Origin of the sequence: Micromonospora sp. MW-13 (genome assembly GCF_003434305.1) — a bacterium.
In the GTDB taxonomy this organism is placed as follows: Bacteria; Actinomycetota; Actinomycetes; order Mycobacteriales; family Micromonosporaceae; genus Micromonospora.
The window spans coordinates 13,583-36,963 of the sequence record NZ_QKKX01000076.1 but is presented as its reverse complement, the minus strand read 5'-3'; the positions used below and the strand labels follow the sequence as shown (position 1 = coordinate 36,963).

Genomic DNA, 23,381 nt, shown 5'->3' with positions numbered 1-23,381 from the left:
GGCGGGAAAGCCGGCCGCCGCCGCGCCCGTTCCGCCGCGCCCGTTCCGCCGCCGGGCCGGGCGACACCGCGCGGTCGGGCCGGGCGGGAACTATCCCCACCGGGGGGCGGAATGTGGTCGACTCGCTACGGATCGGAGTGAACCGGTCGGACGAGCCGGTCGGCGGCGACGGGGACGTACTCTTGGCGGACGCCGTCGAACGGGGGGTGCGGGTGCGAAGTCGGGCAGTCGTCGCGGCCGGTGTTGTCGTCGCCGTCGTCGCCGTTCTCGGGATCTGGCTCGTGGCCCGGCAGGTGGGTGAGCGCCTACGTCTCCCCCTGGCCAGCCGCACCTGCCTCGTGCAGGCGGACGGCCAGGTACGGCTCGACGCCGACCAGATGGCCAACGCCGCCACCATCGCGGCGATCGGCACCCAGCGGAAGATGCCGGAACGTGCCGTGGTGGTGGCTCTCGCCACGGCGTACCAGGAGTCCGGGCTGCGCAACCTCGACGGTGGCGACCGCGACTCGGTGGGGCTGTTCCAGCAGCGGCCGAGCCAGGGCTGGGGCAGCAAGGAGCAGATCGGCGACCCCCGGTACGCGGCCAACAAGTTCTACGCCGCGCTCAAGCGGGTGCGCGGCTGGGAGAAGATGCGGGTCACCGAGGCGGCGCAGAAGGTGCAGCGCTCGGCCTACCCGGAGGCGTACCAGAAGTGGGCCGACGAGTCGCAGGTGTTGACCCGGGCGCTGCTCGGCGAGGCGACCGGGGCCGTGGCCTGCACCGTGGGGTCGACGCCGGTGATGCGCGGCGAGGCCGCGGCGGCGGCGCTGACCCGGGGCCTGAGCCTGGACTGGGGGCTGCCGGAGACGGTGTCGCCGGCCGAGCTGACCGGGCTCGCGGTGCCGACCACCGACCAGCGCAACGGCTGGCGGTACGCGCACTGGCTCGTCTCGCACGCCTCCGACCACGGGGTGAAGCGGGTGCGCTTCGGCGGGTTGGAGTGGACCGCCGAGGGCGGCACCTGGGGCCGGGTGGCCGACGGACCGGAGACCGACCGGCGGGTCGTCGCGGAGGTCTTCGGAGACGCCTGACCGCCCCCGGATCTCCCTACCGACGGTCACCGCACAATTCGTCATATCAGGCATAAGCCCCTCAGTGGCATCTAAATGTCACCTCCGCACCTGGCTGGCTGCCGTTCGTCGGGGATCCGACCGGTGTCGGACAGGCGCGACGTCCACCCCTCATGCCGGCGCAGTACCATCGGCTGCCTGTGCCAGAAATGGTTTCACCTCATGGGGAGGGGTACTACGCGGTGTTCGATTACGACGGCCGGACCGGCTACGAACCGATCAGCGACACCGACCGCAAGGAGTTCCACGAGCAGGGGTTCCTGCTGCTGCGGAACGTGCTGACGGAGGACCACCGGGCCGCCCTGGAGGAGGCCGTCGACCGCGTCTACGCGGAGGAGAAGGCCAAGGGCAACACCACCAAGGACGGCACCCTGCACCTGCTGGGCTTCCTGGAGCGGGACGAACTCTTCGGCGACCTGCTGACCCACCCGATCGCCTTCCCGTACATGTGGGGCCTGGCCGGGTGGAACATCTACACCCACCACAACCACCTGGACGTCACCCCACCGGCCCTGGAGCCGGAGAAGCCGTACTGGGGCTGGCACCAGGACGGGTACCGGCAGAACTCCGACCCGGAGACGATGGACCCGAACCTGCCCCGGCCGATGTTCTCGCTGAAGGTGGCGTACGTGCTCTCCGACCTGTCGGAGACCGGCCGCGGCGCGACCAAGGTGATCCCGGGCAGCCACCTGTGGAACTCCCTGCCCCGGCCGGACGACCTGACGGTGCACAACCCGGACCCGGAGGGCACGGTGGAGATCACCGCCAACCCGGGCGACGCGTTCATCTTCGACCGCCGCCAGTGGCACTCCCGGTCGACGAACCTGTCCAACATCACCCGCAAGATGCTCTTCGTCGGCTACACCTACCGGTGGATCCGCCCCCTCGACGAGCTGCACATCAACCCCGAGGCCGAGTGGTGGGCCAACCGCACGCCGGTGCAGCGCCAGCTCTGCGGCGAGGGCACCCACACCGCGAACTACTGGGGCATCAACTGGAACGGGTACGTCGACGACGAGATCCCGCTGCGCAAGGAGCTCAAGGAGCGCGGTCTGCTGGACCGCAGCATCCCCTGGCTCCGCTGAGCCGGTAGGAAAGGGCCCCCGGTCGACGCGCCTCGCGCGGCAGGGGGCCCTTCTCCACATCCGGACGCGGTCAGGACCGCCCGGTGGCGAGGCGGCGGCGGGCCTTCTCCCGGATCGACTCCGGCAGCTCGGGGACGTCGAGCAGCCGGGGCAGCAGCTCCGGCTCCAGGGTGCCGGCCCGGAACACCTCGCCGACGGTGACCCCGTGCGCCGGCCGGTCCACCACCTCGATCGGGTCGCCCGCGCCGACCTCGCCCTCCCGCAGCACCCGCAGGTACGCCCCGGGCGCGGCCCGCGCGGTGAACCGCCTGATCAGGTCGGGCACGCCCCAGAACCCGGCGAACGTGGTGCACGGCGTGCGCGGCTTGGTCACCTGGAGCAGGGCCGAGCCGACCAGCCACTGCTCCCCGATCACCGCCCCGGTCACGTCCACGGCGTACGTGGTCAGGTTCTCGCCGAAGCCACCCGGCCGGATGTCCCGGCCCAGCTCGGCCGCCCACCAGGCCGCGTCCTCCTCGGCGTACGCGTAGACCGTCTGGTCGGGGCCGCCGTGGTGGGCCCGCTCGGCGATGAAGTCCCCGGCCACGCCGTCGGCCCGCAGCAGCACCGGCCCGTCGGCCGGCCGCTTGTCGATCCCGCTGCGACCGCTCGCGTCGCTCGCCCATTCCGCCTCGGTCACCACGCCGAGGTTCACCGTCACCAGCCTGCCCGTCATGGCGCCAGCCTACGGTCCAGCCGTCGATGACCGCCGCCCCCGGCACGGCGGCGGTCCCTCGCCGCCGGCCGGTGAGCGGGGGTCCGCTCTGGACACGTGCGCGCCAGCGGAGACCGTGCCCGCAGCTCAGCCCTTGACGGCGCCCGCCACCAGGCCGGAGACCATCCGGCGCTGCACCAGCAGGAAGAAGATGATCACCGGCAGGGTGAACAGCGTGGAGGCGGCCATCACCGGGCCCCACGCGGTGTCGTCCCGGCCGAAGAAGAACGTCATCGCCACCGGCAGGGTGTACCGGTCCTGGTCGTTGACGAACGTCAGCGCGAAGATCAGCTCGTTCCAGGCGGTGATGAAGGAGAAGATGCTGGTCGCCACCAGACCGGGCGCGACCAGCGGGAACAGGATGCGGCGGAAGGTCTGCAACCGGCTCGCCCCGTCGATCGCCGCGGCCTCCTCCAGCTCCTTGGGCACCGCGGCCACGAAGCCGCGCAGCATCCAGACCGCGAACGGCAGCGAGAAGCCGAGGTAGGTGAGGATCAGGCTGGGCAGGGTGTTGTAGAGGCCCAGCCGCTGGATCATCAGGAACAGCGGGATGACCAGCGCCTCCAGCGGGATCATCTGCACCACCAGCAGCATGATCAGGAAGCTGGTCCGCAGCTTGAACCGGAACCGGGCCACCGCGGTCGCCGCGAGCAGCGCCACCAGGCCGCTGAGCAGCACGGTCGAGATCGCCACCAGGGCGCTGTTGAGGAAGAAGTCCGCGAACGTCACCCCGGGGATCAGGTTCCCGGTGAGGATCTGCCGGTAGTGCTCCAGCGTCGGCTCGGCCGGCACCGGCCGGGGCGTGGCCGAGAATATCTCCCGGTTCGGCTTGAGCGACGTCGCGATCATCCAGTAGACCGGGAACGCCGCGAAGAGCGCCACCAGCAGGCCGGCGCCGTTGAGGGCGACCCGCTTCACCACCGCGCCGCGCCTCACGACTCCTCCTCCTGCTTGAGCACCATCCGCACGTAGATCCCGGTCACCAGGAGCAGGATCAGCGTCAGGACGACCGCGATCGCCGCGCCCAGGCCGTACTTCGGGGGTGGGGAGAACGCCTCGGCGTACGAGTAGATCGACAGCATGAACGTCGGCCGGTCCTGGGTGCCGCCAGCCAGCACGAACTGCTGGGTGAACACCTTGAAGTCCCAGATGGTGGAGAGCACCACCAGGATCCCGAAGACCGGGCGCAGCAGCGGGAAGGTGACCTTCCAGAAGACCTTCCACGGCCCGGCCCCGTCGACCCGGGCGGCCTCGTGCAGCTCGCTCGGCACGCTCTTGAGCCCGGCCAGCACGCTGACCGCGATGAACGGGAACGAGTGCCAGACCACCACGAGGGTGAGGATGGCGAAGAACAGCAGCGGCGAGTTGAACCAGCCGTAGCCGGTCCAGTCGGCACGGCCGAACAGCGCGTTCGAAAGCCCGTCGGGCAGGGCGTTGAACAGCCAGGTCACCAGGCCGGAGGTGTCGTCGAACATCCACTTCCAGACGATGGTGCCGGTCAGCGCCGGGGTGGCCCAGGCCAGCATCACGCAGCTGGCCACGAAGGTGGCCATCCGCTTGCCGAGCCGGTTGAGCAGCAGCCCGACCAGGGTGCCCAGGATCATCGTCAGCGCCACGTTGGCCACGGCGAACAGGACCGTGTTGCGCAGGACGGTGAGGAAGAACGGGTCGCCGAGGATCTCGGCGTAGTTGCCGAAACCGACCCAGGGCCATTCCCGGTCGCCGCGCAACTGCCGGACGTTGTTCAGCCGGAAGAAGGACATCGCCACCACCTGGCCGAGCGGCCACAGCAGCAGCACGCCGATGATCACCAGGCAGGGCAGGAGCAGCAGGTAGGGCAGGCGGTCCACCCGGCGACGCCGCCGCGCGGGGGTCTCCCGCGCGGCGGACGTCTCCGGCGCCTGGGTCAGCGTGGTCACTTCGCGTTGAGGATGCTTTCCATCTCGGCGGCCGCGTCGGCGGTGGCCTTGTCGACCGTCTTCTGACCCTTGATGACCGAGCTGTTCATGGCCTGGGTCACCGTCTTGGTACGGCTGACCTCGACCCACTTCGGGGTGAGCGGGGTCAGCTTCGTGTTCTGCAGGGCGGTGGCGAACGCCGCCATGATCTTGTCGTTGGCGTACTCGCCGCCGCTGACCAGGTCGGAGTAGACCGGGAAGAAGCCGAGGCTGCTGGCGAACTCCTTGTCCTTCTGCTTGCTCAGCAGCACGGTCAGGTAGTCCCAGGCGAGATCCTGCTTCTTGCTGTCCTTCCACAGGGCGATGTCCGAGCCGCCGGCGAAGGCCGGGGCCGGCTTGCCGTCCGGGCCGGGGATGGGGAAGGTGCCCCAGACCTTCTCGATCTCGGGGTTGTCCTTCTTGATGGCGCCGCCCTGCCAGCTACCGGCGAAGGCCATCGCCGCCTTGCCGGTGGCGAACTGGGTCCGGGCGTCGATCTCGTTCCAGCCGGCCGCGGCGGGCGGAGCGACCTTGTGCACGGTGACCAGCTCGGTCCAGAACTTGACCGCCTTCTGGGCCTCCGGGGTGTTGTAGCCGGACTTCCAGGTGTCGCCCTGCTTGGTGGCGATCTCGCCGCCCGCGCCCCAGAGGAAGGAGTAGAACGGCAGCTCCGAGTTGCCCGGCAGGGCGATGCCGTAGGTGCCCGGCTTCTTGGCCTGCACGGCCTTCGCGGCGGCGACCAACTCGTCCCAGTTCGTCGGCGGCTTCACGCCGGCCTCGGCGAACCAGTCGGTGCGGTAGTACAGCGCCCGGACGCCGGCGTACCACGGCACGCCGTACTGCTTGCCGTCGAGCTGGGCGTTCTTGACCAGGTCGGGGAGGATGTCCTTGCCCTCCGGCCAGGCGCCGAACTTGCTGGTGACGTCGGCCAGCGCCTCCTGGTCGGCCCAGCCCTGGGTCTCGGTGTTGCCGAGTTCGGTCACGTCGGGACCCTCACCGCCGGCGAGCGCCGCCTGGAACTTCTTCGGCGCCTCGAGCCAGGGGATGTACTGCACGACCACGTCGGTGTCGGGGTGCTTCTTCTTGAACTCGGTCTCGACACCGTCGAGGAACGCGGTCTGCGCCTCGCTGCCCTCGCCCATCATCCAGACCGTCAGCTTGCTGTTGTCGGCGGCCTCGTCGTCCCCCGAGCCGCCGCAACCGGCGAGCACCATCGCGGCCGACGCCACCACGGCGGTGACCGGGGCCAGCCGTTTCCACCTGTTCACGCCACATCTCCCTCGCGCCGTCCTGGCACTAACCTTCTCCGCCGCACCTTAGTAGGAAAAATTCCTTTACGACAGGGGGCGGCGCGGAAGCGAGGCGACCGTACCCCAGGCGAAGGGCTCGGGGGCAGCCCGACGACGGGACGGACCCGGGCGTACCCAAGCGAACGGGCGCCCGACCGGGGAGGGTCGGGCGCCCGTTCGTGGGACGGTGGCTGACTACCGGTGGGTGACGCTGCGGCGACCGCCCACGCCGGCCACGATCGCGACCGCGATGGCGGCGACGACGACCTGGACCAGCAGCTCGCCCCAGTCGACCCCGGCGGTGTCGGTGGAGATGCCGATCGCGTTGGCCAGCACGGTGCCGAGCAGGGCGGCGCCCACGCCGACGAGCATGTGCAGCCAGATCGGCATGTTCTGCCGGCCCGGGACGACCAGGCGGCCCAGCGCGCCCACGATCAGACCGACGATGAGCGCGGTGATGATTCCGGTAACGGTCATGGTCGTTCTCCTCAGAAGCTTCACAAGTGTTGTTCGCTGTGGTGACAGCTAAGTTCCCGGCCCGCCAGAATTCCAAACCCGTCATCCGGACATCGCGTGAGAGATGTGGCGGCCGGGGACATCTGCGCAGCTCAGGACCCATATCGTCGCCCCTCGGCGCAATCCTCGGAAGGCCGGGAACACCGGAGAACCCATTCACAAAAGGCTCTCGCACACAGTTTCTGCCGCGCCTGCGGGCGGGCGCGGAAAGGGCCGGGCGACACGCGAAGGGCGCCCGACCACAGTGGTCGGGCGCCCTTTCGAGAAAGCGGTGTGCCGTTACCGGTGGGTGACGCTGCGGCGACGGCCGACACCGGCGACCAGGGCCACGGCGATGGCGGCCAGCACGACCTGTACCAGCAGCTCGGTCCAGTCGATCCCGGCCGTCTCGGTGGCGATGCCCATGGCGCGGGCGAGCACGGTGCCGAGCAGCGCGGCGCCGACCCCGATCAGCATGTGCAGCCAGATCGGCATGTTCTGCCGGCCCGGGACGACCAGGCGGCCCAGAGCGCCGACGATGAGACCAACAACGAGCGCGGTGATGATGCCCCAAACGGTGAGCTCCACGGTCGCCCTCCTCCTCAAGATGTGTCACGACGGTGTGATGTCGCTGTCGTGACCGCTAAGTTCCCGAGGGCCCGAAAATCCAAACCGGGTCGGCCGCCCATCCACTGCCACACGTCGATGTCGCCGCCGGCTCCGGCCAGCCGTGAGGAGGGATAAGCCCAGGCGGGAGGGCTCCCGCCGGCCCCGCGGCGCGCGCCACGGGGCCGGGAGAAATCCCTCCGGTACGACCGGACGCCCGCCCCGGGGGACGGCGTGGACGGCGTCCGTCACGGTCACCCACGGTGCCGGAAACCCCGGGGCGCGGCGGCGCGACTACTTCTTGCCGGTGGCCTTGCCGTCGCCGGAGTCGGAGGAGAGCGCGGCGATGAAGGCCTCCTGGGGCACCTCGACCCGGCCCACCATCTTCATCCGCTTCTTGCCCTCCTTCTGCTTCTCCAGCAGCTTGCGCTTGCGGCTGATGTCACCGCCGTAGCACTTGGCGAGCACGTCCTTGCGGATGGCCCGGATGGTCTCCCGGGCGATCACCCGGCTGCCGATGGCGGCCTGGATGGGCACCTCGAACTGCTGCCGGGGGATCAGGTTGCGCAGCTTCGCGGCGATCGTGACCCCGTAGTTGTACGCCTTGTCCTTGTGCACGATGGCGCTGAACGCGTCCACCGGCTCGCCGTGCAGCAGGATGTCCACCTTGACCAGGTCAGACGCCTGCTCGCCCGAGGGCTCGTAGTCCAGCGAGGCGTAGCCCTTGGTGCGGCTCTTGAGCTGGTCGAAGAAGTCGAAGATGATCTCCGCGAGGGGCAGCGTGTAGCGCAGCTCCACCCGGTCGGCCGAGAGGTAGTCCATCCCGAGCAGGTTGCCCCGGCGGCCCTGGCACAGCTCCATCACCGCGCCCACGTAGTCGTTCGGGGTGAGCACGGTGGCCCGCACGACCGGCTCGTACACCTCGGCGATCTTGCCGGTGGGGTACTCGCTCGGGTTGGTCACGACGATCTCCTGGCCGTCCTCGGTGATGGCCCGGTAGACCACGTTCGGGGCGGTGGAGATCAGGTCGAGGTTGTACTCCCGCTCCAGCCGCTCCCGGATGATCTCCAGGTGCAGCAGGCCGAGGAAGCCGCACCGGAAGCCGAACCCGAGCGCGCCGGAGGTCTCCGGCTCGTAGTCGAGCGCGGCGTCGTTGAGCTTGAGCTTGTCCAGCGCCTCGCGCAGGTTGGGGTAGTCGGACCCGTCGATCGGGTATAGGCCGGAGTAGACCATCGGCTTCGGGTCCTTGTAGCCGCTGAGCGCCTGCGTCGCCGGCTTGGCGTTGATGGTGATCGTGTCGCCGACCCGGGACTGGCGGACGTCCTTCACGCCGGTGATCAGGTAACCCACCTCGCCGACGCCGAGCGCGTCGGCCTTCACCATCTCCGGCGAGATGACGCCGATCTCCAGCAACTCGTGGACGGCGCCGGTGGACATCATCTTGATCCGGTCCCGGGCACCGATCCGGCCGTCGATCACCCGGACGTAGGTGACCACACCCCGGTAGACGTCGTACACCGAGTCGAAGATCATCGCGCGGGCGGAGACGTCGGCGTCGCCGACCGGCGGGGCGAGCTGCCGGACGATCTCGTCGAGGAGGTGCGGCACGCCGACGCCGGTCTTGCCGGAGACCCTGATGCAGTCCGCCGGATCGCCGCCGATCAGGTGGGCCAGTTCCTCGGCGTACTTCTCGGGCTGGGCGGCCGGCAGGTCGATCTTGTTGAGCACCGGAATGATCCGCATGTCGTTCTCGAGCGCCAGGTAGAGGTTCGCCAGGGTCTGCGCCTCGATGCCCTGGGCGGCGTCGACCAGCAGGACCGCCCCCTCGCAGGCGGCGAGCGACCGGGACACCTCGTAGGTGAAGTCGACGTGGCCAGGGGTGTCGATCATGTTGAGCACGGCCGGTTCGCCGGCCCGGTCGCCCTCGCGGATCGTCCACGGCATCCGGACGGCCTGGCTCTTGATGGTGATGCCGCGCTCGCGCTCGATGTCCATCCGGTCGAGGTACTGCGCGCGCATCTGCCGGGGGTCGACCACGCCGGTGAGCTGCAGCATCCGGTCGGCCAGGGTCGACTTCCCGTGGTCGATGTGGGCGATGATGCAGAAGTTCCGGATGCGCGCCGGGTCGGTGGCACCGGGAGCGTTCGCGCCGGAATCGAGCGTCGGTGGCACAGCGGTCCGTTCTGGTCGGCTGACGTGAGCGGGCCGACGCGACGCCGGCCCCCTCTATGCTCCCACGTCGCCCCGGGCGCGATCGGATCACTCCTCCCGCCGCCCGGCCGGCACCCGCCGCCCCGGCCGCGGCCCACCCCTCACGGGGTCGCGTCGGCTCACTCCGGGGCGGGGCCGGCGGCGCACTCGGGGGCGGGCGGGCGGCGCATCTCGCGCGGGCGGCGGCTCACTCCTCGGGCGGCTCGACGAAGAGCGCGGCGAGCTTCGGCAGCCGGCGGCGGGCCTCCTCCTCGTCGTCGAAGTCCCAGAACTCGCCCAGCTCCGGATAGGGCGTCTCCGGCACCGCCGGCAGCTCGCTGGCGGTCGCCTTCCGGTACGCCTCCTCGGCGACCGTGAGCATCTGCTCGGCCTCGAACTCCTCGCCCGTGAGCGCCGCCTGACGGATCTGCGGCAGCTCCGCCAGCGAGTCCGGGTCGGCCACCGCGCGGGCGAACACCTCCCGTCCCTGGGCGATCAGCCAGCCCCGGAAGTACTCGAACCCGTCGTCGGACGCGCCCCCGTTGATCAGGTACGCCGCGCCCCAGAGATCGGCCCGGTAGGACGCCGCCATCACCCGGCGCTGGTGCCGCGCGTACCCGACGATGTCGGCGGCGTCGCGCTCGGCCAGCAGCGCGCCGGCCCGGGCGGCGACCGGGCCGGCCGCCCCGCCCCCACCGGCCCGGGCCCGGTCGATCAACTGCCAGAAGTCGTCGGTCCTCATGGCCTGGCAGTCTGACAGAGCAGCCCGCCGGCCGCCGCCACGGCGGGCGCGCGGCGCGCGACTACCCCGCGCCGCCCATGGGGCGAGGTCACGGACGGCCGGGCACCGGCCGGACGGGGTCACGGGCGGCCAGGCACGGGTGGGAACATCGCCGCCAGGCGTGGGTACCGGCGGGCGAACTCGGCCGGATCGTCCGACTCCACCGGCTCCTCCGGCTCGTCGCCGGGGTCGGACGAGTCGTCGCCCGGCTCGCCGCGCGCGAGCACCGCGTCCTCCAGGCCCTCGGCGACGCCGGTGATCCGCTCGTACGCCTCGTCCGCCACATAGTCGAGGGACTCCCAGTCCGGCCACTCCTCGTCGGACCACTCGCCGGTGGGGCGGCCGGCCAGCCGGCGCACCCGGGGAACGTCGGCGAGCGTGTCCGGGTCGGCCACCGCGCGCTCGAAGACCGACCGCCCCAGCCCGACCAGCCAGGCATGGAAGTAGTGGACCCGTCGTCGGAGCAGAGCCCGCCGCAGATCCGCAGCGCGGCGTCCCAGAGCCGCGTGGTGTCGGCCCGGGCGTGGGCCTCGTTTAGCCGGAGCTGGAAGTCGACCACCTCAGCCGTGGGCAGGCCGGCGAGCCGGTCCGTAAGCCAGGTCAGCCGCTCGTCCGGGCCGTCGACGGCCCGGTCGGACGCCTCCACGAGCGCCCAGAACTCCTCGGTGTCCACGGCGGCATCGTCGCGCGGCGGTACGACATCCGCCGACGGACCGCAGCGCACGGCGGGCGGCGGGGCGGGCGCGGGTGGGGCAGCATGGTCGGGTGGTCCCGATCTCGCTTCCCCCGGTGCCGTACGACGCGACCGCGCTGCGCCCCGGCTGGACGGAGCTGCCGGCCGGCCTGCGGGCGGCGGTGACCGCCCGGCTGGGCGGCCCGGTGGCGGCGGCCCGGGTGGCCGGTGCCGGATTCACCCGGGGCTTCGCCGCCGTGCTGGAGACCGCCGACGGGCGGCGGACCTTCGTCAAGGCGGCGTCGCTGACGGAGCAGCGCCACCTCGTCGACTGGTACGCCAGGGAGGCAGCCGTCCTGGACCGGCTCCCCGCCGGGCTGCCGGTCCCCCGCCCGCGCTGGGCGGTGGCGGCGGCCGGCTGGTACGCGCTCGGCCTGGACGCGATCGACGGCCGCACGCCCGCGCTGCCGTGGACCCCGACGGACCTCGACGCGGCTCTGGCCGGGTACGCCGAGGTGGCCGCCGCGCTGGCCGACCCGCCTCCCGAGCTGGTGGCGCTCGGTCTGCCCCGGCTCGCCGACCTGGCGCGGGAGGACATCCTCTGGTGGGGCGAGGTGGCCGCCGGCCGGGAGCCGGCCCCGCAGCTGCCACCCCCGGCGCGGGACCGGCTGCCCGAGCTGGTCGCGCTGGAGGCGCGCCTGCCCGGGTACGCCGAACGCGGCGGGCTGGCCCACGGCGACCTGCGGCTGGACAACGTGCTCATCGACCCGGCCGGCCGGGCGTGGTTCTGCGACTGGAACTGGATCTGCCAGGGGCCGGCCTGGTTCGACCTGGTCAGCCTGCTGATCACCGCCCACGCCAGCGGCCTGGACGCCGACGGGCTCTTCGCCGGGCACCCGGCGGCGGCCGGCGCGCCCCCGGACGCCCTGGACGTGACCCTCGCCGCGCTCTCCGGGTACCTGCTCACCTCGGCCGCGGCCGGGCCGACGAGCGCTTCCCCGCACATCCGGGCACACCAGCGGTGGAGCGGCGGGCAGGCGCTGGGCTGGCTCGCCGTCCGGCAGGGCTGGGCGGCGGCGCCGACGGGCCGGTAACCGACCGCCCCCGGGCCGTGGAAGTGAGCCGTTTTGGCTCGTCCGGGCGGACCTGGTAACCTGGCTATTCGCGCAGTGATGACGCATGCTCGTCGCGCGCGGAAGCAGACCAACCCGAGCTATCAAGACGAGGCTGTCGCGTGGCGAACATCAAGTCCCAGATCAAGCGCAACCGGCAGAACGAGAAGCGCCGGCTGCGTAACAAGTCGGTCAAGTCGTCGCTGAAGACCGCCATCCGCAAGTTCCACGAGGCTGCGGAGGCCGGCGACTCCGAGAAGGCCACCGCCCTCATGCGCGACGCCTCGCGCAAGCTGGACAAGGCTGCCAGCAAGGGCGTGATCCACTCGAACCAGGCAGCGAACCGCAAGTCGGCGATCGCCAAGCGCGTCGCCTCGTTCTCTGCCTGACCGGCGACCACAGACCTGACCGGAAGCCCCGGGTCAACCGGGGCTTCCGGCTTTCTGTCTGTCCGCACCGCTCTGTCCGCACCGCTCTGTCCGCACCGCTCTGTCCGTGCCCGCGCCGGCGGGGACGGGCCGTGCGACGGCAGTGGGCCGGGCCGCCCTCCCGTGACGGCGATCCGCGCCCGGATCAGGGGCGGGGGCCGCGGGCGTGCTCCGGGAGGCCGGGCTCCGGACGGCGCAGGCCGGGGCGGGGCCGTTCGGCACGTACGGCCGGGTCGGGGTGGACGAGGACGCCCGGGACGGCCCGCGAGGCCGTCCCCGGTGCGACGCGCGGGCCGGCGCCGGGTGAGCCGGCGACACCGACCGCGCCCCACCCACCGGCTCCCCCGCCCGCGTGACCGGTCCCCGGGTGACCGGCCGCACCCCAGGCAGCGTGGCCTACCGCGCCCGGGCCGCCACCGACGCCGCGTACCACGGCGCGGCCGACCACGGGCTCCATCTGCCGGCGGAACCGGTCCCGCTCCTGCTCCGGCACGAGCGCGGCCGTCCGGACCACCATCTCGGCCACCATGTCGTTCAGCTTGACCATCGCCGCCACGGCGGTGGGCAGGACGAGCACCGCCCACCAGGTCACCAGCTCGGCCAGGGCGAGCAGGACGGCCAGCGCGACGGTCCCCTCGAAGAAGAGGAAGCAGAGCACCCCGCCTGGGTTGACGAAGCGCAGGCCGAGGGCCCGGGCGTAGAAGGGGCGGTACCGTTCCTCGGCGAAGGAGACGGTCGCCCACGACGCCCGGACCGGCCGGTTCACCGGGCACCCTGCCGGGCCGCCGCCACCGAGAACACCGCCCTTTCCAGCGCGTACGCACGGTCGTCCGAGCCACCCTTGACCGCCGCGTTGCATTCGGCGGCGGCCCGCATCGCCTGTACCAGGCCCTCCGGCGTCCAGCCCCGGGCCCGCTGCTGCGCGCTCTTGACCTTCCAGGCCGGCATGCCGAGGGTGCCCGCCAGCTGGTACGGGTCGCCCCGCCCGGCCGCGGCGACCCGGGCGACGGTGCGGACGCCGTCGGCGAGGGCGTCCGCGATCGGGACCGGGTCGACGCCGACGTGCAGTGCCCAGCGCAGCGCCTCCAGCGCCGCCGGCACGTCGCCGACGAGGGTGGCGTCGGCGACGGTGAAGCCGCTCACCTCGACCCGGCCCCGGTAGTAGCGGGCCACGGTGTCGGCCCCGATCCGCCCGTCGGTGTCGGCGATCAGCTGGGAGCACGCGGCGGCCAGCTCGCGCAGGTCGGTGCCGACCGCCGCGATGAGCGCCTCGGCCGCGTCCTCGGTGCACTTGCCGCCGGCCCGGCGGATCTCGTCGCGGACGAAGGCCACCCGCTCGCGGTGCCCCTTGAGCTTCGCGGCCGGCACCACCGTGGCGCCCGCCGCCCGCAGCCCGTCCGCGAACGCCTTGCCCTTGGCCCCCCCGAGGTGCAGCACGACGAGCTGGACGTCCGGGTCCGGGTTCTTCGCGTACGCCAGCAGGGCGGCGACCAGGTCCTTGCGGGCGTCCTGACCGGAGCGCAGCACCAGCACCCGCCGGCCGCCGAACAGCGACGGACTGAGCATCTCGGCGATCTCACCGACGGCCAGCACCCCGGTCTGGTACTCCCGGACGTCGACGTCGGGGTCGACGCCGCGGGCCCTGGCCACGGCCTCGGTCACCGCGCGCGTGGCGAGCAGTTCCTCGTCGCCGAGGACGAGCAGAATGGGAGCGAGATCGGCGGCGGTCACGCCGCCCATATTCGCACGCCGGCCCCGGGATCGTGCCTGCTCGTCGAGGCCGCCGACGGCAGAGCCCGCACTCAGCGCAAATCAAGACATTTATACCGCTCTCCCCGCTAATGCCGCCAATGACCGTCACTCCTCACGGCTGCCGTCGCCCCGGGTCGACGCCCCGGTTCACCACGGCCAACCCGCCGCGCCCGAGCACCACCGCCACGTCGCCGTCGGTGTCCGTACGCAGCACCCGCGCCCCGCCCCGGGCGATCCGGGCGAGCACGGCACCGTTCGGGTGCCCGTACGAGTTGCCGACCCCCACCGGGACCAGCGCGACCCTCGGTCGGACCGCGTCCAGGAACGCCGGCTCCTGGTACGCCGACCCGTGGTGGGCAACCTTCAGCACGTCGGCGCGTACGCCGCCGGGCGGCGCCCGGTCGAGCAGCGCCCGCTGCTCCTCGGTCTCGGCGTCCCCGGCGAGCAGGATCCGCACCCCGGCCACCGTGGCGCGCAGCACGAGCGAGTTGTTGTTCGGGTCGGACCGGGTCCCCCGCAGCGGGTACGGCGGACCGAGCACGACGAGTTCCAGCCCGCCGACCCGGTACGTCCACCCCGCCGTGGCCGCGGCCGTCCCCGCCCCGCCCGCTGCGGCGGCCGCGCGCACCAACTCCCGCCCGGCGGCGGGCTCGGGCCACTGTGGCGTGCGCACCGCCGCCACCCGCCGGCCCCGGAAGATCCCCGCCACCCCGCCGGTGTGGTCGACGTGGAAGTGGCTGAACAGCAGCAGCGGGACCGCCCGCACGCCCAGCCGGCGCAGGCAGCCGTCCACGGCCGCCGGATCCGGCCCGGCGTCGACCACCACCGCCCGGCCGGTGCCCGCCGGCAGCACCAGCGCGTCGCCCTGGCCCACCGCGCACGCCACCGCCACCCAGCCGGCCGGTGGCCAGCCGGCGGCCACCAGGCGTACGGGCAGGGTGCCGGCGATCACGGCGACCGCGACCACCGCCACCAGCCGGCGTACCAGCGGCCGGCGGGTGGCGACCAGCAGCGCCACGGTCAGCCCGGCCAGCAGCAGCGCGCCCGGCACCCCGCCCGGCCAGGGCAGCGCGCCCGCCGGCAGCCGCGCCCCGTGCCGGGCCACCGTGACCAGCCACCACGCGGGCCAGCTCGCCAGCCAGGCCGCGAACTCCGCGCCCGCCGGCCAGACCGGCGAGAGCACCGCCGCCGCCACGCCGAGCACCGTGGCGGGCGCGATCGCCGGCACCGCCAGCAGGTTCGCGGGCACGGCGACCAGGCTCACCGTGCCGGAGATTCCGGCCACCACCGGGCCGCAGGCGACCTGGGCGGCGGCCGGCACGGCCAGCGCCTCGGCGAGCCCCGACGGCACGCCCCGCCGCCGCAGGCCGTCCCGCCACCCGGGGGCGAGCAGCAGCAGGCCGCCGGTGGCCAGCACGGACAGCGCGAACCCGGGATCGCCGGCCAGCTCCGGGTCGAGCAGCACCAGCCCGGCCACCCCCGCGGCGAGCGCCGGCAGGGCCGCCCGGGGCCGGCCGGCGGCCAACGCCGCGAGGCCGATCGCGCCCATGGTGGCGGCGCGCACCACGCTGGGCGAGGGACGGACCAGGATGACGAAGCCGACCAGGGCCAGCCCGCACAACCCGGCGGCCACCCGGGGGCCGGCCCGGGACCAGCGGGCCAGCAGCAACACCGCGCCCACGACGATCGCGACGTTGGAGCCGGACACCGCGTTGAGGTGCGTCATGCCGGTGTCCCGGAAGTCCTCCTCGACCGCGGACGGCAGCCGGCTGGTGTCGCCGACCACCAGTCCGGGCAGCAGCCCGCCCCGTTCGTCGGGCAGCGGCGCGCAGGCCCGTTGCAGGCCGGCGCGCAGCACCCCGGCGGCGCGCTGGGACCACGGCGGCGGGCCGTGCCGGGCCGGCGGACCCCGCACGGTGAGCACGGCGGCGGTCAGGTCACCGCCGCGCGGCGCGCCCAACCGCCCCTCGGCCGTGAGCCGCTGCCCGGGCAGCAGGCCGCGCCAGGCCGGATCGGCGGCGAGCACCAGCACCCGGACCGGGGCGGCGACCCGGACCCCGTCCGGGCCGGTCAGGGCCACCAGGTCGGCCCGGACCAGCAGCGTGGCGGGCCGGCCGGGGACGCCCCGGACCGGGCGCGGATCGTCCCGGACGACCAGCTCGACGTCGACCGTGGCCCGGTCGTCGACGAGAGCCCGGACGGCAGGGGCGTCCCGGACGACCAGCCGGGCCGCGGTCGACGCCGCGCCGCACACCACGCCGAGCAGCACGGCCACCGCGATCCATCCGTAGCGGCGCACGGGAGCCGCCGGACGGCCCAGCACGCCGAGCAGGTGGCCCGCGGTGAGCGTGGCCAGCCCGGCGGCACCGGCCGCGAGCAGCGCCGCCGGACGGGGGCCCAGGTGCAGCCCGGCCAGCGCGGCCAGCCAGGCGGCTACCGCCAGCCCGGCCAGCCGCAGGTCGGGGAGGCTCCCGCCGTCGACGGTGGGACCGGCGTCCGGCCCCGGCGGGCCGCTCACACGGTCACCAGTTCCTTGAGCTGCTCGTACCGGGCGTCGCCGATGCCCTCCACCTGACGCAGGTCGCCCACCGAGCGGAACCCGCCGTGCTGGTCGCGGTGGGTCAGGATGCGCTGGGCGAGCACCGGGCCCACCCCGGGCAGCGCGTCGAGCTGCGCCAGGGTGGCCGTGTTCAGGTTGACCAGGCCTCCGGCGCCCGCCGGTCCCGCGCCGGCGGGCGGGCCGGCCCCGGCGGGCGCGGCGGTGGGCTGACCCGCCGGGGCGGGCACGCCAACCAGGATCAACTCCCCGTCGGTGACCTTACGGGCCGGGTTCAGCAGCGACACGTCCACGCCAGGCAACGCCCCGCCGGCCGCCCGCACCGCGTCGGCGACCCGGGCGCCCGCCGGCAGCCGGACGAGCCCCGGGCGGAGCACCTTCCCGGCGACCGCCACCACCAGCTCGCCGCCCGGCGTCGACCCGGCGACGGCCGGCGGCGTCCCCTCCGACGTCGCCTCGGCGACGGCCGCGGCGGCCCCGACGGGCTCGGCCTGCGGGCGGGAGCGCCACGCCCACCAGCCCGCGCCGAGCACCACCAGCACGGCGACCGCCGCCAGCGCCCGCACGCCGCGCCGCCCGGGGTCGAACGCCCCGGGACCCGGCAACCGGGACGGCCGGGGCCCGGACGCCGGCTCGTCGTCGGGCTCGTCGTCGGGCTCGGGGCGGACGGAGCCGGGGGCGTCCCGGCGGCGCGGCCCTGGGCCCGTCCGGCCCGGCCAGGGCACCGGCCGCTCGTCGGCCGGACCGCCGGCCGGAGCCCACCGGTCCTCCGGCGGGATCGGCCGCTCGACCACCCGTCCACCGTGCGTCGCCCACCGGACCTCGGGCGGCACCACCGGGTCCCGGCCCCCGGCCGGGCGCGCCGACAGGCCACCTTCGCCCGCCGGCTCGGCGGGGCCGGGCGCGACCGGGCCCGCCGACAGGCTGTCCAGGGCCGCCGGCTCGCCGGACCCGGCCGGTCCCGGCGGGGAAGCTCGGCGCGCCGTCGGCGGCGCGGCCCCGCCCCCGGCCGGCGTCGGGTCGCCGGCCGGCACCGGAGGGGCGGCCAGCCACCGCAGCCGCCGCCGTACGACCGTCTCCTCGTCGTCTGACACGGCGCGAGGCTAGGAGCACGGACGGGCCACGCGCCGTCACCTGTGGACGACGGGTTCCCCTGTGGACGACCGCCTGATCATGCACCCGGTGTGCTAAGGGCGACGGCTCGGTGGGCCTCCGGTGCGCACCCGGTCCCCGGCGGGATGCGTCCCGGTCAATCTCAGTCCGCCGTCGGCTCGTCGGGACGGATCCCGCCGGCCACCTCCGCCCGTTGGCCGGCCGGGCCGGGGCGGCGGTGCACGACCACGCAGGCCAGCCCGGGGCCGGCGTGGGCGGCGACCACGGCGCCGGCCTCCGTGACGTACGAGGAGCGCAGCCGGTCGCCGAGCCGGTCGGTGAGCGCGGCGAGGAGCTGCTCGGCGCGCTGCGGGGCGGCGAGGTGGTGCACGGCGAGGTCCACGTCGGCGTCGCCGGCCGCCTCGACCGCCAGGTCGACCAGGCGGGCCACCCCCCGGCTCGCGGTGCGCACCTTGTCCCTCAGCACGATCGCCCCGTCCGGCATGTGCATGATCGGCTTCACCGACAGGGCGGTGCCGAACAGCGCCTCGGCGGCGTTGATCCGGCCGCCCCGGCGCAGGAACTCCAGGGTGTCGACGTAGAAGAAGATGGTGGTGCGGTCGATGGCGTCGACCGTCGCCCGGCGTACCCCGGCCAGGTCGGCGCCCCCGGCGGCGGCCTCGGCGGCGGCGAGCGCCGGGAAGCCGAGGCCCATGCCGGTGGAGCGGCTGTCGACGACCGCGACCCGGTCGCCGACCTCGGCGGCGGCCAGCCGGGCCGCCTCCACCGTCCCGGACAGCTCGGCCGACAGGTGCACCGACACCACCGCGTCCGCGCCCGCGTCGAGCAGCTTCCGGTACGTCCCGGCGAACTGCTCCGGCGACGGCCGGGAGGTGCTGACCGAGACCCGGCGACCGCCCAGCGCCCGGGTGGCGTCCTCGGGGAAGGTCTCGACGCCCTCCAGCCCCTCGGCCCCGTTGAGCACCACGGTCAGTGGGACGACGGTGAGCCGGTGTGCCCGCGCCAGCTCGGGCGGGAGGTAGGCGGTGGAGTCGGTGACGACCGCGACGGGCATGCCGGCACGGTAGCCGATGTCGGCCCCGCCCGCCCGGAAGCCCGTGGTCAGACCACCTCGGCCGGGGCCGCCCGGGTGATCAGGCCGACATTGTGCGCCCGCAGGTGCCAGCCCCGGGCGTCGTTGTGCCGCAGCTCGGTCCAGTGGCAGTTCTGCAACGGGCCGATCGACCGCAGCACCCCGTGGTCCCAGCCGAGCAGGTGCCCGCAGCCCTGCCGGGCCCCGCCGCCGTGGGTGGCGACGACGACCGTGCCACCGGGCACCGCGTCGGCCGCGTCCTGGAGGGCGGTGCCGACCCGTTTGCCGAGGTCGTCGAGGCTCTCGATGTCCGCGCCCGGGTCCGGGTCGCCGGCCCGCCACCGGGCGTACTCGTCCGGGTACCGCTCGGCCGCCTCGGTGCGCGCGAGCCCCTGCCACCGCCCGAAGTGCCGCTCGCGCAGCCGGGCGTCGGCGCGCACCGGCAGCCCGGTGAGCGCGGCCAGGGCGGCGGCGGTGTCCGCGGCGCGGCTCAGGTCGCTGGCCACGATCGCGTCGGGGCGCAGCGCGGCGAGCAGCGGGGCGGCGGCTGCGGCCTGCTCCCGGCCGAGGTCGTTGAGCGGTACGTCGGTCTGGCCCTGCACCCGGTCGGCGGCGTTCCAGTCGGTGTTGCCGTGCCGCCAGACGATCAGTCGGGTCATTCGCCGGCGGCGGGGCCGGCGGAGGCCTCGGCCTCGACCAGGTCCCGGTCGACGAACGGGATCTGCGGGCAGTCCTTCCACAGCCGGTCGAGGGCGTAGAACTCGCGTTCCTCGGTGTGCTGGACGTGCACCACGACATCGATGTAGTCGAGCAGCACCCACCGGCCGCCCCGCTCGCCCTCGCGCCGGACCGGCTTGGCCTTCTCCGGCAGCTCGAGCAACCGCTCCTCGATGGCGTCGACGATGGCCAGCACCTGACGCTCGTTGGGGGCGGCGGCGAGCAGGAACGCGTCGGTGATGGCGAGCTGGTCACCCACGTCGATGATGACGATGTCCTGCGCCTTCTTGTCGGCCGCGGCCTGGGCGGCGGCCATCGCCAGCTCGTGAGCGCGTTCGGAAACTGTCACCGTTCTCCTTCGATCAACCGTGCGACTCTCCAAGCGTCTCACACCCGGCGGCGCGACGACTTGGCAGTTCTGGCCGATTTCCCGGACAAGATGGCATGTATCCGGCGCGATCAGCCGAGATAGAGTCGCCGTTTCGCGATGTACTGCACCACACCGTCGGGCACGAGGTACCACACCGGCTCCCCTCGGGCCACCCGGTCCCGGCAGTCGGTCGACGAGATCGCCATCGCGGGCACCTGCACCAGGCTGAGGGTGTCGGCGGGGAGGTGCTTGGCGGACAGCTCGAACCCGGGGCGGGTGACCCCGATGAAGTGGGCCAGCTCGAAGATCTCGTCCAGGTCTTTCCAGGACAGGATGCGCTCCAGCGCGTCCGCCCCGGTGATGAAGTAGAGCTGCACCTTCGGGCCGTACTGGGCGTGCAGGTCGCGCAGCGTGTCGACGGTGTACGTCGGCCCGCCCCGGTCGATGTCCACCCGGCTGACCTGGAACCGGGGGTTGGAGGCGGTGGCGATCACCGTCATCAGGTAGCGGTCCTCGGCCGGGGTGACCGGCTGGTCCGCCTTCTGCCACGGCTGCCCGGTCGGCACGAAGACGACCTCGTCCAGCCCGAACCGGTCCGCCACCTCGCTGGCGGCGACCAGGTGGCCGTGGTGGATCGGGTCGAAGGTGCCGCCCATGATCCCGACCCGGCGGGTGTCTTCCTCCATCCGGAGATCGTATGCCGGCCCCGACCGGCCCGAACCGGGCCCCGCGACAGCGCCGCGCCCGCCGACCAGGGCGGGTCCCGACCCGGGGCGGACCGGGCGGGCGGGCCCGGCCCCGCTCAGGCAGTGGCGGCGGCCACGGCCGTCCGGGCGACCAGTGCCCGGCGCAGGTCGTCGTCCAGGTCGGTGACCACCCGACGCAGGCCGGCGGGAAGGTCGTCGCGGGCCAGCAACGCCGCCGCCAGGTCCCGGGTGGGCTGCGCCACGGCGTACCGGGGGAAGGCCAGGTGCGCGACGGACTCGGCGACCCAGGCGGTACGCCGGGGCCACGCCACCGGCATGTCGGCGAAGTACCGCGCCACGTACGGGCCGGTCAGCTCGGCCTGGTCGGGCTGCCAGAAGCCCTCCGCGACGGCCCCGACCAGCCGACCGGACAGCTCGGTGTTGCGCACCACGATCTCCCACGCCGCCGCCTTGGCAGCCGGGTCGGGCAGCGCGGCCCGGCACCGGGCGGCCCGCTCGGCGCCGGCGGCGCTCAGGTCGGCCGCCGCCTCGGCGGCGATCTCGGCCTCCCCGGCCGCACCGAGCACCACCAGCCGGCCGAGCAGCGACCAGCGCAGCTCCGTGTCCACGGCCAGCCCGTCGGGCACGCCCCGGCCGGCCAGCCAGCCGGTCAGCAGGTCGACGTCGGTGGTCGCGTCGATCAGGGCCCGCGCGGCGGCCAACTGCCGGGACCCGCCCGCCCCGGCGGTGGCGAGCATCCGCTCGCCGGCCCCGGCGAGCCGGAGCAGCGCCGCCTCCCGGGCCAGCGGGTCGAGGTAGCGGTCGACCAGCGGCCGGACCGACCGCAGCACGTCCTCGACGATGACCACCTCGGTCTCGCCCGGCAGCGCGGCGTCGACCAGCCCCACCAGCCCGGCGACCGGCCGCTCGCCGTCGGTGGCGGCGTCCAGCGCCTCGCCCCAGAGCAGGGCCCGGGCCAACGGGTCGGTCACGGTCGGCAGCACCAGCGGTACGGCGTCCGCCGAGGCGGGGTCGAGACGGATCTTGGCGAAGGTGAGGTCCCCGGCGTTGGGCAGCAGCAGCCGGGCGGCCGGCTGGCCGACCAGCCCGGCGAGGATCGTCCGGCCCCCGTCGGCGTCCGGATCGAGGTCGACCTCGACCCGGGTGACCGTGCCGTCGGCGTCGTACCGGTCGACGCCGATCCGGTGCGGGCGCAGCACCGGGTGGGTGGCCGGGGCGGTCTGCACGATCGCCGCCTGCGCGTACCGGCCGTCGGCGTCGACGGCGACCTCGGCGCGCAGGGTGTTCACCTGGGCCCGACGCAGCCAGCGCCCGGCCCAGCCGGACAGGTCCCGGCCGCTGGCTGCGGAGAGGGCGCCGAGCAGGTCGGCGAGGGTGGCGTTGCCGAACCGGTGCGCCGCGAAGTGCGCGTTCAGCCCGGCCAGGAAAGCCTCGTCGCCCACCCACGCCACGAGCTGACGCAGCACGCTGGCGCCCTTGGCGTACGAGATGCCGTCGAAGTTGAGCAACGCCAGGGCCGAGTCGGCGACCTCCTCGGGCGCGACGGGATGGGTGGACGGACGCTGGTCTGCCGCGTACCCCCAGCCCTTGCGGCGCAGCGCGAAGGTGGTCCACGCCCGGTCGAACCGGGTCGCCTCGGCGGTGACCCGGGTGCCCAGGTACTCGGCGAACGACTCGTTCAGCCACAGGTCGTCCCACCAGCGCATGGTGACCAGGTCGCCGAACCACATGTGCGCCATCTCGTGGGCGATCGTGGTGGCCCGCTGCTCGCGCTGGGTGTCGGTGACCGCCGAGCGGAAGACGAGGTCGTCGCGGAAGGTCACCAGGCCGGGGTTCTCCATCGCGCCGGCGTTGAACTCCGGCACGAACGCCTGGTCGTACTTGCCGAACGGGTAGCGCTCGGCGAACAGCTCGTGGAACCGGTCCAGGCACTGCCGGGTGACGGTGAGGATCTCCTCGGCGTCGGCGTCCAGGTGCTCCGCCAGCGACCGCCGGCACCAGAGGCCCAGCGGGACGCCGTCGTGCTCGGCCCGGCGCACGTGCCACGGCCCGGCGATCAGCGTGACCAGGTACGGCGCCAGCGGGGCCGTCGGGGCGAACTCCCAACGCCCCGGCCGGGGGTTGGCGGCCAGCTCGCCGTTGGCCGCGACCGTCCACTCCGCAGGGGCGGTGACGGCGAGGGTGACCGGGGCCTTCAGGTCCGGCTGGTCGAAGGCGGCGAAGACGCGCTGGGCGTTGTCCAGGAAGGACATGGCGTACAGGTACGTCTCGCCGTCGGCGGGGTCGACGAACCGGTGCAGCCCCTCGCCGGTGTTCGAGTACGCCATCTCGGCCTCGACGACAAGCGTGTTGGCCTCGGCCAGCCCGGCCAGCGCAAGCCGGTTGTCCACGAGGGTCCCGGGATCGAGGTCCCGGCCGTTCAGGCGTACGGCCCGCAGTCTCGCGGGGCTGACCTCGACGAACGTCTCCGCCCCGGGGGTCGCCCGGAAGCTGATCGTGGTGTGCGAGCGGAACCGCTCGTCGCTTCCCGTCACGTCGAGGTCCACCTGGTAGGACTCGACGGTAATCAACGCGCCACGCGCGGTCGCCTCTACATGGCTCAGGCTCGGCATCCGCTTATCCTGCCCGATGGGG

Annotated in this window: 20 protein-coding genes and 2 pseudogenes; 4 read left to right on the top strand and 18 right to left on the bottom strand. The window is 73.9% G+C overall.

What is annotated here, in order from left to right; genetic code table 11:
- Window positions 1-206 precede the first annotated feature (206 nt).
- Window positions 207-1,070, top strand: coding sequence for a hypothetical protein (locus tag C5N14_RS28085; RefSeq protein ID WP_117672487.1), 864 nt, complete (start codon window positions 207-209; stop codon window positions 1,068-1,070).
- Between the two features lie 221 nt (window positions 1,071-1,291).
- Window positions 1,292-2,194: a phytanoyl-CoA dioxygenase family protein gene (locus C5N14_RS28080; RefSeq protein ID WP_243640114.1), complete on the top strand. Its 903-nt coding sequence runs from the start codon at window positions 1,292-1,294 to the stop codon at window positions 2,192-2,194.
- 70 nt (window positions 2,195-2,264) lie between these two features.
- On the opposite strand, the gene C5N14_RS28075 is transcribed toward C5N14_RS28080, so the two are convergent.
- From C5N14_RS28075 to C5N14_RS34330, 9 genes and pseudogenes are all read right to left on the bottom strand, one after another.
- A complete protein-coding gene (locus C5N14_RS28075) occupies window positions 2,265-2,909 on the bottom strand; it encodes an MOSC domain-containing protein (RefSeq protein ID WP_117672406.1) in 645 nt (214 codons plus the stop codon).
- Window positions 2,910-3,035: 126 nt separating this feature from the next.
- Window positions 3,036-3,869 (bottom strand): carbohydrate ABC transporter permease, encoded by an 834-nt coding sequence (locus C5N14_RS28070; RefSeq protein ID WP_117672485.1) that lies wholly within the window; start codon window positions 3,867-3,869, stop codon window positions 3,036-3,038.
- A gap of 11 nt (window positions 3,870-3,880) precedes the next feature.
- Window positions 3,881-4,867, bottom strand: a complete 987-nt coding sequence (locus tag C5N14_RS28065; RefSeq protein WP_117672404.1) for a carbohydrate ABC transporter permease — start codon at window positions 4,865-4,867, stop codon at window positions 3,881-3,883.
- Window positions 4,864-6,153 carry a sugar ABC transporter substrate-binding protein gene (locus C5N14_RS28060; RefSeq protein ID WP_117672402.1) on the bottom strand — a complete coding sequence of 430 codons (1,290 nt, stop codon included), beginning with the start codon at window positions 6,151-6,153 and terminating at the stop codon, window positions 4,864-4,866. Before C5N14_RS28060 ends, C5N14_RS28065 begins: the two co-directional genes overlap by 4 nt.
- 216 nt (window positions 6,154-6,369) lie before the next feature.
- Window positions 6,370-6,651 carry a GlsB/YeaQ/YmgE family stress response membrane protein gene (locus tag C5N14_RS28055; RefSeq protein ID WP_117672400.1) on the bottom strand — a complete coding sequence of 94 codons (282 nt, stop codon included), beginning with the start codon at window positions 6,649-6,651 and terminating at the stop codon, window positions 6,370-6,372.
- Between the two features lie 318 nt (window positions 6,652-6,969).
- Window positions 6,970-7,257 carry a GlsB/YeaQ/YmgE family stress response membrane protein gene (locus C5N14_RS28050; protein ID WP_117672398.1) on the bottom strand — a complete coding sequence of 96 codons (288 nt, stop codon included), beginning with the start codon at window positions 7,255-7,257 and terminating at the stop codon, window positions 6,970-6,972.
- Window positions 7,258-7,569: 312 nt separating this feature from the next.
- Window positions 7,570-9,447, bottom strand: a complete 1,878-nt coding sequence (gene lepA, locus C5N14_RS28045; protein WP_117672395.1) for a translation elongation factor 4 — start codon at window positions 9,445-9,447, stop codon at window positions 7,570-7,572.
- A gap of 226 nt (window positions 9,448-9,673) precedes the next feature.
- The gene (locus C5N14_RS28040; RefSeq protein ID WP_117672393.1) at window positions 9,674-10,207 is read right to left on the bottom strand and encodes a DUF4240 domain-containing protein; all 534 of its coding nucleotides are present in this window, start codon (window positions 10,205-10,207) and stop codon (window positions 9,674-9,676) included.
- 119 nt (window positions 10,208-10,326) lie between these two features.
- Window positions 10,327-10,892 (bottom strand): annotated as a pseudogene (locus C5N14_RS34330) (DUF4240 domain-containing protein).
- Window positions 10,893-11,011: 119 nt separating this feature from the next.
- On the opposite strand from C5N14_RS34330, the gene C5N14_RS28030 reads away from it, so the two are divergent.
- Together C5N14_RS28030 and rpsT are read left to right on the top strand one after the other, a co-directional pair.
- Window positions 11,012-12,013 carry a phosphotransferase family protein gene (locus tag C5N14_RS28030; protein WP_243640113.1) on the top strand — a complete coding sequence of 334 codons (1,002 nt, stop codon included), beginning with the start codon at window positions 11,012-11,014 and terminating at the stop codon, window positions 12,011-12,013.
- 140 nt (window positions 12,014-12,153) lie between these two features.
- Window positions 12,154-12,420, top strand: coding sequence for a 30S ribosomal protein S20 (gene rpsT / locus C5N14_RS28025; RefSeq protein ID WP_117672387.1), 267 nt, complete (start codon window positions 12,154-12,156; stop codon window positions 12,418-12,420).
- Window positions 12,421-12,814: 394 nt separating this feature from the next.
- Here the strand turns inward: rpsT and C5N14_RS28020 are convergent.
- The 9 genes and pseudogenes from C5N14_RS28020 to pepN form a co-directional block, all read right to left on the bottom strand.
- Window positions 12,815-13,225: pseudogene (locus C5N14_RS28020) on the bottom strand (hypothetical protein); the annotation flags it as partial.
- Window positions 13,222-14,199 carry a DNA polymerase III subunit delta gene (gene holA / locus C5N14_RS28015; protein WP_117672385.1) on the bottom strand — a complete coding sequence of 326 codons (978 nt, stop codon included), beginning with the start codon at window positions 14,197-14,199 and terminating at the stop codon, window positions 13,222-13,224. The gene holA and the pseudogene C5N14_RS28020, both read right to left, overlap by 4 nt.
- A gap of 124 nt (window positions 14,200-14,323) precedes the next feature.
- Window positions 14,324-16,729 carry a ComEC/Rec2 family competence protein gene (locus C5N14_RS28010; protein ID WP_117672383.1) on the bottom strand — a complete coding sequence of 802 codons (2,406 nt, stop codon included), beginning with the start codon at window positions 16,727-16,729 and terminating at the stop codon, window positions 14,324-14,326.
- Window positions 16,726-17,547 (bottom strand): ComEA family DNA-binding protein, encoded by an 822-nt coding sequence (locus tag C5N14_RS28005; protein ID WP_207892899.1) that lies wholly within the window; start codon window positions 17,545-17,547, stop codon window positions 16,726-16,728. Before C5N14_RS28005 ends, C5N14_RS28010 begins: the two co-directional genes overlap by 4 nt.
- 476 nt (window positions 17,548-18,023) lie before the next feature.
- Complete coding sequence (locus tag C5N14_RS28000; RefSeq protein WP_117672381.1) at window positions 18,024-18,935, bottom strand: DegV family protein; 912 nt, start codon at window positions 18,933-18,935, stop codon at window positions 18,024-18,026.
- Window positions 18,936-18,982: 47 nt separating this feature from the next.
- A complete protein-coding gene (locus C5N14_RS27995; RefSeq protein ID WP_117672379.1) occupies window positions 18,983-19,612 on the bottom strand; it encodes a histidine phosphatase family protein in 630 nt (209 codons plus the stop codon).
- Complete coding sequence (gene rsfS / locus C5N14_RS27990) at window positions 19,609-20,019, bottom strand: ribosome silencing factor (RefSeq protein WP_117672377.1); 411 nt, start codon at window positions 20,017-20,019, stop codon at window positions 19,609-19,611. Before rsfS ends, C5N14_RS27995 begins: the two co-directional genes overlap by 4 nt.
- Before the next feature lie 110 nt (window positions 20,020-20,129).
- Entirely contained in the window at window positions 20,130-20,726 is a 597-nt protein-coding gene (gene nadD / locus C5N14_RS27985) for a nicotinate-nucleotide adenylyltransferase (RefSeq protein ID WP_117672374.1), read from the bottom strand.
- Window positions 20,727-20,842: 116 nt separating this feature from the next.
- On the bottom strand, window positions 20,843-23,359 hold the full coding sequence (pepN, locus tag C5N14_RS27980) for an aminopeptidase N (RefSeq protein ID WP_117672372.1): 2,517 nt from the start codon (window positions 23,357-23,359) through the stop codon (window positions 20,843-20,845).
- Window positions 23,360-23,381: the final 22 nt, after the last annotated feature.

Excerpts from the sequence above, each read along its gene's own strand:
- C5N14_RS27995 (WP_117672379.1), bottom strand. The coding sequence starts at position 19,612 with ATGACCCGACTGATCGTCTGGCGGCACGGCAACACCGACTGGAACGCC.
- C5N14_RS28055 (WP_117672400.1), bottom strand. The coding sequence starts at position 6,651 with ATGACCGTTACCGGAATCATCACCGCGCTCATCGTCGGTCTGATCGTG.
- C5N14_RS28075 (WP_117672406.1), bottom strand. The coding sequence starts at position 2,909 with ATGACGGGCAGGCTGGTGACGGTGAACCTCGGCGTGGTGACCGAGGCG.
- pepN (WP_117672372.1), bottom strand. The coding sequence starts at position 23,359 with ATGCCGAGCCTGAGCCATGTAGAGGCGACCGCGCGTGGCGCGTTGATT.
- C5N14_RS28040 (WP_117672393.1), bottom strand. The coding sequence starts at position 10,207 with ATGAGGACCGACGACTTCTGGCAGTTGATCGACCGGGCCCGGGCCGGT.
- holA (WP_117672385.1), bottom strand. The coding sequence starts at position 14,199 with ATGGGCGGCGTGACCGCCGCCGATCTCGCTCCCATTCTGCTCGTCCTC.
- nadD (WP_117672374.1), bottom strand. The coding sequence starts at position 20,726 with ATGGAGGAAGACACCCGCCGGGTCGGGATCATGGGCGGCACCTTCGAC.
- C5N14_RS28000 (WP_117672381.1), bottom strand. The coding sequence starts at position 18,935 with ATGCCCGTCGCGGTCGTCACCGACTCCACCGCCTACCTCCCGCCCGAG.